This window comes from Pueribacillus theae (genome assembly GCF_003097615.1).
Classification (GTDB): Bacteria; Bacillota; Bacilli; order Bacillales; family UBA6769; genus Pueribacillus; species Pueribacillus theae.
In genome coordinates this window covers 44,883-55,659 of the sequence record NZ_QCZG01000027.1, presented here as the reverse complement: position 1 = coordinate 55,659, position 10,777 = coordinate 44,883, and the positions used below count along the sequence as shown (strand labels likewise).

The 10,777-nt window shown below is 39.9% G+C and carries 9 protein-coding genes and 2 pseudogenes; 6 read left to right on the top strand and 5 right to left on the bottom strand.

Features of this window, described 5'->3' with window-relative positions; all coding sequences use genetic code 11:
- Positions 1-59: 59 nt before the first annotated feature.
- The 4 genes and pseudogenes from DCC39_RS12825 to DCC39_RS12810 form a co-directional block, all read left to right on the top strand.
- Positions 60-917: pseudogene (locus tag DCC39_RS12825) on the top strand (ATP-binding protein); the annotation flags it as partial.
- Positions 918-1,134: 217 nt separating this feature from the next.
- The gene (locus DCC39_RS12820; RefSeq protein WP_116555299.1) at positions 1,135-1,896 is read left to right on the top strand and encodes an ABC transporter ATP-binding protein; all 762 of its coding nucleotides are present in this window, start codon (positions 1,135-1,137) and stop codon (positions 1,894-1,896) included.
- Complete coding sequence (locus DCC39_RS12815) at positions 1,886-3,850, top strand: ABC transporter permease (RefSeq protein ID WP_116555298.1); 1,965 nt, start codon at positions 1,886-1,888, stop codon at positions 3,848-3,850. The genes DCC39_RS12820 and DCC39_RS12815 overlap by 11 nt, the downstream gene beginning before the upstream one ends.
- A complete protein-coding gene (locus tag DCC39_RS12810) occupies positions 3,850-4,080 on the top strand; it encodes a hypothetical protein (protein WP_116555297.1) in 231 nt (76 codons plus the stop codon). Before DCC39_RS12815 ends, DCC39_RS12810 begins: the two co-directional genes overlap by 1 nt.
- A 48-nt stretch (positions 4,081-4,128) precedes the next feature.
- Here DCC39_RS12810 and DCC39_RS12805 read toward each other — a convergent pair whose 3' ends face one another.
- On the bottom strand, positions 4,129-4,413 hold the full coding sequence (locus DCC39_RS12805) for a hypothetical protein (RefSeq protein WP_133243487.1): 285 nt from the start codon (positions 4,411-4,413) through the stop codon (positions 4,129-4,131).
- A 141-nt stretch (positions 4,414-4,554) separates the two neighbouring features.
- Between DCC39_RS12805 and DCC39_RS12800 the strand changes: the two genes are divergently transcribed.
- A complete protein-coding gene (locus tag DCC39_RS12800) occupies positions 4,555-5,364 on the top strand; it encodes a S1C family serine protease (protein ID WP_116555295.1) in 810 nt (269 codons plus the stop codon).
- A 911-nt stretch (positions 5,365-6,275) separates the two neighbouring features.
- Here the strand turns inward: DCC39_RS12800 and DCC39_RS12795 are convergent.
- Genes DCC39_RS12795 through DCC39_RS12780 form a run of 4 tightly spaced genes read right to left on the bottom strand, consistent with a single transcriptional unit; the run spans position 6,276 to position 10,072 of the window.
- Complete coding sequence (locus DCC39_RS12795; RefSeq protein ID WP_116555294.1) at positions 6,276-7,283, bottom strand: FecCD family ABC transporter permease; 1,008 nt, start codon at positions 7,281-7,283, stop codon at positions 6,276-6,278.
- Positions 7,280-8,290 (bottom strand): FecCD family ABC transporter permease, encoded by a 1,011-nt coding sequence (locus tag DCC39_RS12790; RefSeq protein ID WP_116555293.1) that lies wholly within the window; start codon positions 8,288-8,290, stop codon positions 7,280-7,282. Before DCC39_RS12790 ends, DCC39_RS12795 begins: the two co-directional genes overlap by 4 nt.
- 59 nt (positions 8,291-8,349) lie before the next feature.
- Positions 8,350-9,276: an iron-hydroxamate ABC transporter substrate-binding protein gene (locus DCC39_RS12785; protein WP_116555292.1), complete on the bottom strand. Its 927-nt coding sequence runs from the start codon at positions 9,274-9,276 to the stop codon at positions 8,350-8,352.
- Positions 9,227-10,072 carry an ABC transporter ATP-binding protein gene (locus DCC39_RS12780; RefSeq protein ID WP_116555291.1) on the bottom strand — a complete coding sequence of 282 codons (846 nt, stop codon included), beginning with the start codon at positions 10,070-10,072 and terminating at the stop codon, positions 9,227-9,229. The genes DCC39_RS12785 and DCC39_RS12780 overlap by 50 nt, the downstream gene beginning before the upstream one ends.
- Positions 10,073-10,324: 252 nt before the next feature.
- Here DCC39_RS12780 and DCC39_RS12775 point away from each other — a divergent pair.
- Positions 10,325-10,732 (top strand): annotated as a pseudogene (locus DCC39_RS12775) (NAD(P)/FAD-dependent oxidoreductase); the annotation flags it as partial.
- Positions 10,733-10,777: the final 45 nt, after the last annotated feature.

Below are 10,777 nucleotides of genomic sequence, written 5' to 3'. Positions count from 1 at the left end.
CTTAAACGGATATGAACTTTACAGGAACTTGAATATTTTAATTTTTACTAGGTGCGAAAGTTGAGTTTATTATAATTCGCTACCATAAGGAAACGAAATTTTATAAAAGTCTTGAAGAATGGGAAGCTAATCTCGATGTCACAAACTTGAACGAGGCGGAAAGCCCTTTTGAACAGATCGTTGAGGAAAGGCTGAAAAACCAAACCGAATGGTTGAAAAAAACATCAACCCTCCAGTCACTAACCTTGGAGCAGGAAAAGGATGAACTGCTATCCTGGATCCATGAGGTGAAAACACCGTTAACAGCGATGCAGTTAATGATCGACCGGCTAGAGGATAATAGTTTAAAAGCCCAACTCACTCATGAATGGCTTCGGGTTCATTTGCTGCTTGATCAACAGCTTCATCAAAAACGTATTCCCTTTATGAAAAATGATTTGTATATTGAAAAAGTGGCACTCAGGCCGCTGATTTTTGAAGAGATTAAAACACTCAAATTTTGGTGCATCCAAAAAGGGATTGGGTTTCATGTCGAAATCGAAAGTACTGAAGTTCTGACAGACGGGAAATGGCTGGGTTTTATTCTTCGCCAGCTGTTAACGAATGCCGTGAAATATAGCCAGGCATCCGACATTGAAATACGAACGTATGAGCAAGATGGACAGGTGAAGTTAGAAATCCGGGATTTTGGCAGAGGGATTAATCGAAAAGATTTGCCCCGTATTTTTGAGAAAGGCTTTACGTCAACAACGGAGCATCATGACAATAAAGCGACCGGGATGGGGCTTTATTTAGCGAAAAAAGCCGCTGAATCATTATTCATCCACATTGCTGTCCAATCAGAGGTTGGCAAAGGGACAGTCTTTACTTTACGTTTTCCGAAAAGAAACCAATTTCACTATATAACGGGCATGTGACAAAAATGTCATATGCTTTTATTATTTGTTCGGACAATGGCAGGAGAAAATCACCATCCTTTTTTATACTTTAAGAAAGCATAACTTTCGTAGCCATTTTATTCTTTTATCGGTTCAAAGTATAAGAAAAACTAAGGCTTTCGCTATTAAGACTCGGCGATAAGCCAAGTTTTTCTAATACTTAAATTCATCAACCACTAAAAAGGAGCACCAAGATATGAAAATTTTAGAAGCGAATAACATTCATAAAAGCTATGGCAATAAATTCAATCGGCAGGAGGTGCTAAAGGGGATCGATCTAAGTATTGACAAAGGGGAGTTCGTCAGCATTATGGGAGCCTCTGGGTCGGGAAAAACCACCTTGCTTAACGTGCTCTCATCCATTGACAAGGTAAGCAGCGGATCAATCAAAATTGAAGGAACCGAAATGACCAACATGAAAGAGAAGGAGCTGGCTCAATTTCGAAAGAATCATTTAGGCTTTATTTTTCAAGAATATAATCTGCTCGATACGCTTACCGTAAAGGAAAATATTCTCCTGCCTTTGTCGATAACGAAGACGCCCAAAAAAGCGGCAAACGAAAAATTCGAAGCATTGGCAAGGGAACTCGGCATTTATGAAATGAAAGATAAATATCCAAATGAAATATCTGGCGGACAAAAACAGCGTACCTCCGCAGCAAGAGCTTTTATTCATGAACCAAGCATCATTTTTGCAGATGAACCGACAGGGGCGCTTGATTCCAAATCCGCTTCTGACTTATTAAACAAACTTAGTGATTTGAACCAGAAACGAAAAGCTACGATTTTAATGGTCACTCACGACCCTGTTGCAGCCAGCTATTGCAGTCGTGTTATTTTTATAAAAGATGGGCAAATGTATACACAATTGAACAAGGGTGATGAAACAAGGCAGGCTTTTTTTACAGGAATTATGAAAACGCAAGGTGTTTTAGGCGGGGTGTCGTATGAGCATTAATCAACTCATCCTCCGCAATTTGAAAAAGAACCTGACAAATTATTACCTGTATGTGTTTGCCTTAATTTTTAGTGTGGGCCTCTACTTCGCGTTCGTCACGCTACAATTTGATCCTTCCATGGATGAAACAAAAGGATCGGTTAAGGGAGCGGCTGGGATTCGAACAGCTTCTATATTACTCATTGCCATTGTCTCCGTTTTTCTATTGTATGCGAATAACCTTTTTATCAAAAGAAGAAGCAAGGAAATTGGTTTATTCCAATTAATCGGCATGACAAAAAGTAAAATCTTCCGTCTTCTGACCACGGAAAATTTCCTGCTCTATTTCGGGTCTTTATTGATTGGAATTTTTATCGGATTTGCCAGTTCCAAATTAATTAAGATGATTTTATTTAAAGTAACGGGCGTGGAAATAAACACAACGCTTCACTTTTCGACCGAAGCGTTTGTTCAAACGTTGCTCGTGTTTGGGGCCATTTATGTTTTGATTATGGTGATGAATGTTATTTTCATTAAAAACCAAAGCATTTTATCCCTATTCCGTGTTATTTCGACTGCGGAAGGCAAGGTTAAGAAAATTACTGTCTTTGAAATCATGATGGGGATTCTTGGCATTGCCTTGATCATGATAGGCTACTATGTATCTTCAAAACTATTCGGCGGTGATTTTACCACGATGACTGAGCTATTTATGGCGATGATTTTTATTCTTGGCTCGGTCATCATTGGAACGTATTTCTTTTACAAAGGTTCAGTCCGGTTTATCACCAATGTGATTCGAAAAAACAGGGACGGCTATTTGAATATTAATGAGGTGTTGTCCTTATCGTCGATTATGTTTCGTATGAAATCGAATGCCTTTTTGTTAACGATCATCACGACCGTATCTGCTCTTGCCATTGGCCTGTTGTCGCTAAGCTATATTTCCTATTACTCTGCCGAGAAGGAAGCTGAAACGAGTGTACCGGCTGATTTTTCACTTTCAAGCGTTGAAAGTGCCGAGCAGCTTAAGCTTGCCTTGAAAGAGGAAGGAATTGCATTTCATGAAACAAAGCATGAGGTTATTCAGGTTGATGTAAATCTCGAGGATATTATGGAAACGAAATTAAAAGAAAAGGAATTCGATCCCAAGATGATGACCCTTTCTGTTGTAAGTGATAAAGGTTTGAAAGATATTAATGTATCACCAGATGAAACAATCTTCACAGGGTATGCTAAGGTGTTGAGCAAAATGCTGACCCTGAAGGATTCCGGAGAGATTGAATTGATGGGAAAAACGAAAAGCATTCCTCAAACATTCATTGGGCTTCAGGATGACCACATTCTTTCATACAATTTCACCAGTGGCGGCCTGCCTGTTGCCATTGTAGATGAGGCTGTTTTTGAACGTTTGAAGAAAGACATTAATCCAGAAATTCAAATTAATCCAGAACTTCAACTGGAATCCTCCGTATATATTGGGATTGATATAGAGGATAAGAAAAATATTAAAAGCGCGAATGCTGTTTTTCAGAACTTAAAATTAAGCGAAAACGACACAGCTTTATCTCGTTTCGAAATGGCGAACATCCAGAAACAAGTGAGTGGTCTCGGGATGTTTATCGTCGGCTTTTTAGGGTTAACCTTCCTGATCACGTCGGGCTGCATACTCTATTTTAAGCAAATGGATGAAGGTGAAGATGAGAAGAGAAATTACACGATTTTACGAAAACTCGGATTTACACAAAATGATTTATTGAAGGGGATTCAGTTGAAACAACTTTTTAATTTTGGAATTCCGCTCGTTGTCGGGTTGTTCCATAGCTATTTTGCCGTCAAATCAGGATGGTTCTTTTTCGGAACCGAATTATGGACGCCGATGATTGCTGTTATGGTACTGTACACTGCCTTATATTCGATCTTTGGCATCCTGTCCGTTCTTTACTCCAAAAAAGTTATTAAAGAAGCCCTATAATGGAAAAGAAGATAAACTCTAGTGATGCCCCTTCATTGCTGGAGTTTTTCTGCTGTATTAGAATTGAATGCAGTAAAGACCAAAACATGATTGATGAAGATTTATTTAAAGCACATCAAGAGAAATTAAATCCAAAACTGAAACGAAAAATTATGCGTTTTATCTTTAAAAAAAGAATGTTTGGGTATAGAGGATTGTGGATGAGGATTATGTTTTGGAAGAGAAAATGAAGGTTGTTCTGGTATATTTAACCTAGGTTAATAGACCTATAAATTCGATTATTCAACACCAATTGACAAATTCCTTCTAAATTTCTTAAAAATGTTAGCTTCTTGATCTATCGACCTTCTTGATAAAACATCAAGAGTACGTTCATGTTTTTCTTGCGTATTTTCAAAACGCTTGACTGTATCTGATATTTCAAAAACGGCTAATTTCATTGCTGGCATGTTGGAAACACCATCTTTGGTTGCCATTGTATTTTTGATAACTTCTACTTTTTCTTCTAGCCCCGAAAGATTTAGCCCTACCAAGAAAATCCGTAAACATAAAACAAAAATCAATCGGAAATACCGCAATGGAGGGAGCATGACTTTCATGCAAGGCTCACAAGTCTAAACCAGACTGTGGGTCTTTTATGTTAAAATGACGAATAGGCGCGATCCGTTGGGAGTTAAAAATTTTAAGCGAACAGTGGTGGTTGCATGGGGAGCAAAGACCGAAACAAGTTTGACGAGGATTTATTCGAAGATCTCGACGATGAACAGATGCATGACCTTGTTCTAGAAGCGCAAAAGGAAATCTCGGCTAAAGAACAACAAAGGAAGTCGAGTTCAAAAGCAAAACGCCCATTCCCTAAATGGGTATTTTGGCTGATTGCCATGGCAATGGTTTTCAATGCAATTGCCCTCATACCACAAACATTTTCAATTCCAGCGATAGATTTTCTCATAACCTCTGCTAAATTATCAACTCAAGACGACATAAAAGAATATAAAAAAGCAGTTGTTGTGATCGCGACGGAAGATAGCAGAGGGACAGGCTTCTCGATATCGAGTGATGGAACGATCTTAACAAACGATCATGTTATTGATGGAAAGGAGACTGTTACCGTTTCGTTTCCTAATGATGGGTTATTTACTGCAGAGGTTGTTATGACAGATCCATCGATTGATCTGGCTGTTTTAGAAACAAAGGGTGAAAATTTACCATATTTACATCTGGCAGAACGAACAAAATTTGTTTCCAATGAACCCATTCAAGTTATTGGAAATCCACTTCAATTTCAAGGGATTGCTAACGAGGGGACAATCATTGATTATATAAAATTGGAGAATTGGGAAAAAGAAGTCATGATGGTTAAGGCTCCGATTTATCGAGGGAATAGCGGAAGTCCAATTATTAATCAAAACGGCCAGGTGATTGGGATTGTCTTTGCGACATTAGATCATGAAGAATATGGAAAAGTAGGTCTGTTTGTTCCGATTGATTATTTTAATGAATCCAATCATTAATGTTTCATCTAATGGGGGAGGAATCACCTTGGAAGCTTTGTATATGACGGGAGGCATACTTGGTTTAACTTTTCTTCTTATAGGCGGTATGTTTTTCTACCTCGGATTCAGGCGATCCCATCCGACCAGGAATTGGGATATGACATCAGGCGTCATTAAATCGAGTTTTTGCTCCATTTTATTCATCCTTTCAAACGTTTAATTTAAAAAAGGGAAGTTTTGACTAGAGGATTGTGAATGAGGAATGTGTCAAAAAGAGGAAGAGAAAAGGTTATTATGGTATTTTCATCCTAGGTTATTAGGACCTATAAATCCGATTATTCTACACCAATTGACAAATTCCTTCTTAAATTTTGCATTAATTTTAAAAATTTTTCTCGATTTTCTATAAAAATGTTATTTTTTTTTACAGTTAGTTATTTAATCCGTTTACGAAAAAGCGAATGCCTTTTTGTCAGTTTTCCTTTGATGAGTCTTTTAATTCTTTATACAACATTTCGAGGTTAGGGTCAGCTAGTATTTTATCCCGTATTAGCGGGGGCGGTTAGAAGACTATTTTCATACGTTTAAATTTGCGAAAGAGAAAAATTATGCTTTCTATCTTAAGAAAAACGCTTACGCGTCCTCTTTCTTATTTTTTTAAAAAGGAAAGTTTTGACTAGAGGATTGTGAATGGGGATGATGTCAAAAAGGGGAAGAGGGAACGTTATTTTGATATTTTCATCCCAGGTTACTAGGCCTATAAAATCAATGATTCAACACTAAATGACAAATTCCTCCCTAAATTTCACAATTAATTTAAGAACAGTTTGGTGCCTCGGTTGCTTATCTATCCTTTAACTGTCGCTGGATTTTATTTTTCGGTCACAATCAAAAAGCGGGGGTGCTGCACCCTCGCTTTTTAAACCATTTTATTTTTTCAATAACAAATACATAAAATAGGGCCCGCCGATTAATGCCACCATAATACCTGCCGGAATACCGTCTGGATCGACCAGATTACGTCCAACCGTATCCGCAAGCAATAAGAGGAATCCGCCAATTAAAATAGCGATCGGGATAAATAGCTGGTTTCTAGGCCCCACTAAAGCCTTTGCCATATGAGGAGCCATTAGTCCGACAAAGGCAATGCCGCCAGTGACAGAAACCGCTGAAGCGGCGAGTGCGACCGCTGTAAAAAGCAGGACAATACGCTCCCTTTCAAGCGATACACCAACACCAATGGCTACAGGTTCACTAAGCCCGAGGAGGTTTATGCGATGTGCTTTATATAGCGTAAATGGAATAAGCAGCACTAACCATGGAAGCAGCGCCCAAATGAAGGGCCAATCTGTGCCCCAAATACTTCCGGCTAACCATTTTGCGATAAAGTCTACTTTTTCACGTTCGGCGGATGAAATAAGGACAATCATAACCCCGGCTAACGCAAATGAAAACCCAATCCCAATGAGCACTAATCTTACAGGCTGTAGGCCTTGTTTTTTATGATATGAAAACAGATAGATTAAGCATACGGTTAGTAAACCGCCGATAAAGGCAACAAGAGGAAGCAAATAAATAAACGAACCAGCTTCTATCGGAAAATACAAAAAGAAAAGGGCAACAGCAACGCCTGCCCCGTTGTTAATGCCGATAATGCCGGGATCAGCTAAGTCATTTCGTGTGATGCCTTGTAAAATTGCGCCGGATAATGCAAGTGCCATGCCTGCTAGCAATGTAATGATGATTCGGGGTAAGCGAACAGAAAATAGGACAAATTCTTCTTTAAATGTTCCCTGCCCAAGAAGGGTTGGAATAAGTCTGTCATAAGAGAGGGAGGAGTGCCCCAGCCCTGTCCCGATAACGATGGTTACGAAAATAAGCGTGAACAAGAGGGATAAAATAATGCGCTGTTTTCTGATTAAAGCTTGCTGGATCATGAGAACGCCTCGCCTCCTTTACGGACGATAATGAGGAAGAAAGGCAGCCCCATCACCGCAATGATGGCTACGACAGGTGTTTCATACGGCACATTGAGTGTACGGCCAAATGTATCAGCTAAAAGCATAAAAGCAGCGCCTAACACGGCTGACATCGGGATAATGAACCGGTAATCTGTTCCGACAATAGCCCGAACGATGTGGGGGATCATCAATCCGATAAAAACCATATTTCCAACGATGGCAACAGAAGCACCTGCAAGCAATGTGGTGATTATAAATAGGAGGATCTTGATTTGTGTTGATTTTTGGCCTAAACCAACTGCCACCTCTTCACTTAAACTAAGAATTGTAAGTTGTCTTGAGAGAAAGAGGGAAATGAGAATGCCTGCCAAAATAAAGGGCACAATCACTTGAAGTTGTTTCCACGAAACACCGATTAATCCTCCTGCTGTCCACATGGACACCTCTTTAGAAACTTTGAAATAAATGCCGACCCCTTCTGAAACGGCGAAAAGAAATGCGGAAACGGCTGCTCCGGCTAATACGATTCGAAGAGGGGAAAATCCGCCTTTTTTCAAGGCGCCAATACTAAAAACCAAAATTGCTCCAGCAGCTGCTCCGATAAAGCAAGCGATCATAGTACCGAAGTAATTTGCTGAAGGAAAGAAAACAATCGCAATCGCCAGTGCAGCCTTTGCACCAGCCGTTAATCCGAGCAATCCAGGGTCGGCAAGCGGATTCCGAGTCATACCTTGCATAATGGCACCAGATACAGCAAGTGCAGCGCCTACAAAGATTCCCGCGATTTCACGAGGTAAGCGAATTTCACGGATGATCGAAATTTGTTCACTCTTTACTTGGGACGTAAAGGCTAGCCAGACATCTTTCATCGCAATGTCTGCTGCCCCAAAAACGATGGAAATGACAAACATGCTAATTAATATCAGGATGCCTACGATAAATTTTAATAAAAATGGAAGGGTGCGCTTTGTGTCTTTTTTCATCGCTATCAGTCTTTCATCTTTTCTTTAACGGAGAAATGGGAAAAACCCCATTTGGTGAATTAGTTTCCTAAAAACGATTCTTTAAAAAATGCTAATTGCTTTTCCAATGTCACGGGATCAGTGAAGGAAGCACCGTTCCCATTGAGTTCAAAAACGTGGTTATTTTTAACGGCAGGAATGTTTTTATACGCTTCGGTTTCTTGGAATGAAGTGTCGGCATCTGAGTACTTACTAAGGATCATATAGTCTCCAGCATATTCCGGAATGAGTTCCGCGGATATTGTGTAATAGCCGTCTTTCAACGCCATTTCTTTTACCTTTTCAGGCATTTTCAATTTCATCGCTTGATAGAGGATTTCTGTTCCACGTGCCCAGTTGTCACCGAAAACGTAGAGTTCCTTATCATGGCTTTCTATCACAGATACCGTTGCATCTTCGCCAATTTTAGCGCGTACTTCTTCACCGAGTGCTTCCGCACGGCTGCGGAAATCGTCAACCCAAGCTTGGGCTTCTTTCTCTTTGTTTAAAAGCTTGCCGATTTCTAAATGCTGGGTTAAGTAGTCAACTTTCCCCCATGTATACGTTATAGTAGGTGCAATTTCTTTTAATTTATCGATGTTCTTAATCGTGGATAATCCGATAATGAGATCGGGCTCTAATTCGATGATTTTCTCCAAACTTTCGTCAGATACTTCTTCGACGTCTTTTAATTCCTCCTCGAAAGTTGGATTCGTTTTAGACCAGACATCGACACCGACAACATTTACACCTAATTCGAGTACATTACCTGTAAAGCCGGAAAGCAAAATGACTCTTTGTGGGTCTGCAGGTACTTCAATTGGCCCATCTTCAGATTCGTATGTAATGGTTTCTTGTTTCTTGTCATTTGTAGTGGAGGTGTCCTCTTTCTTTGTTGTATCGTTAGAGTTGCATGCACTAAGAATTAGCGTAAGCAGCAATAGGGGCAGGAATGCTAGCTTCTTCATTTCTTTCTTCTCCTTTTATTAAATTGTACGTGATGCACATTGGTTTGTTTGTGCGAGGATCACGTCCGATTTCGGCATCAATTTGAAAAACTTTTCTGAGCACACTTGGGGTCATTACTTCTTCACAGCTTCCGGCTTTTACGATTTCGCCATCCTTTAACGCGATAATGTAGTCAGCAAAACGAGCGGCTTGGTTTAAATCATGGAGAACCATGACAATGGTACGCCCCTGTTCCGCATTTAATTTTTGTAGAAGCTCTAACACCTCAAGTTGATGCGCCATATCTAAGTAGGTTGTCGGTTCATCGAGAAAGATAATCTCCGTTTCTTGTGCAAGCGCCATCGCAATCCAGACACGTTGACGTTGTCCACCTGATAAGGCGTCGACAGGCCGAAACTTAAAATCTTTTATTCCAGTGACTTCGAGCGCCCAATCAATGACTTCAATATCCTGTTTTGTTAAACGTCCAAAGCCCTTTTGATAGGGAAAGCGGCCGTAGGATACGAGTTCACCAACGGTTAGCCCGCCGGCGCCTTCTGGTGTTTGTGGAAGAATCGCCATTTTTTTAGCGAGTTTCTTTGTGTTTTCTTTTGAAATATTTTCCCCGTCTAATATGACCGAGCCAGATTGATGCGGAATAATACGAGTGGTGGCTTTCAATAGCGTCGACTTGCCACAGCCATTCGGACCGATAATTGTCGTGATCTTTTTGTCAGGAATTTCCACACTAAGATCTTTCACAATGAGTCGTTCCCCGTAGCCAATGCTGACGTTGCTTGTATATAAACGAGCCATTTGTTCACCCCAGTTTGTTAAAATTAAATAAGCAATTGAGAATGATTATCACTTTCTTTATATTGATTACTATAATTGCCATCTCAGTTACTGTCAACACTTAATTGAGAATGATAATCAAAAACAATAAATATACAAGGAGTGAAGGGAATTGGGCAAAAGGTTTGACGTGACTATAATCGGAGGGGGGCTGGAAGGGGTTTACCCCACTTTTTATCGCGGGCTGAGGGAAGTGAAGAAAAAGGTTATTGAATCGCTTGTAAGAATCATGAGGTGATTGAACGGGTTGAACTGACAAATCATGAAACAGGCGAGACATCTCTTTTACCTATTGATGAGGTGATTATTAATCACGGCTATGAACGGGATACATCATTACTTGAAAACAGTGAATTAGACATTGCAAGGATAAATGAATACTATATTGCCGGGAATTCAATGAATGAATCTTCCATTGATGGTCTTTACGCTGCTGGGGATATTTTACAGTATGAAGGGAAGGTAAATTTAATTGCGGGTGCTTTCCAAGATGCTGCAAATGCTGTGAATAAAGCAAAGCAGTTCATCCAGCCTGATGCGAATAAAATCGCTATGGTCTCTTCTCATAATGACATCTTTAAAAAGCGAAACAAAGAACTTGTTAAGCAAATGATTCGATAAACGTGCCTTCCCATCCAAGCGCTGCCTGGATGGGAAGGGAAATGC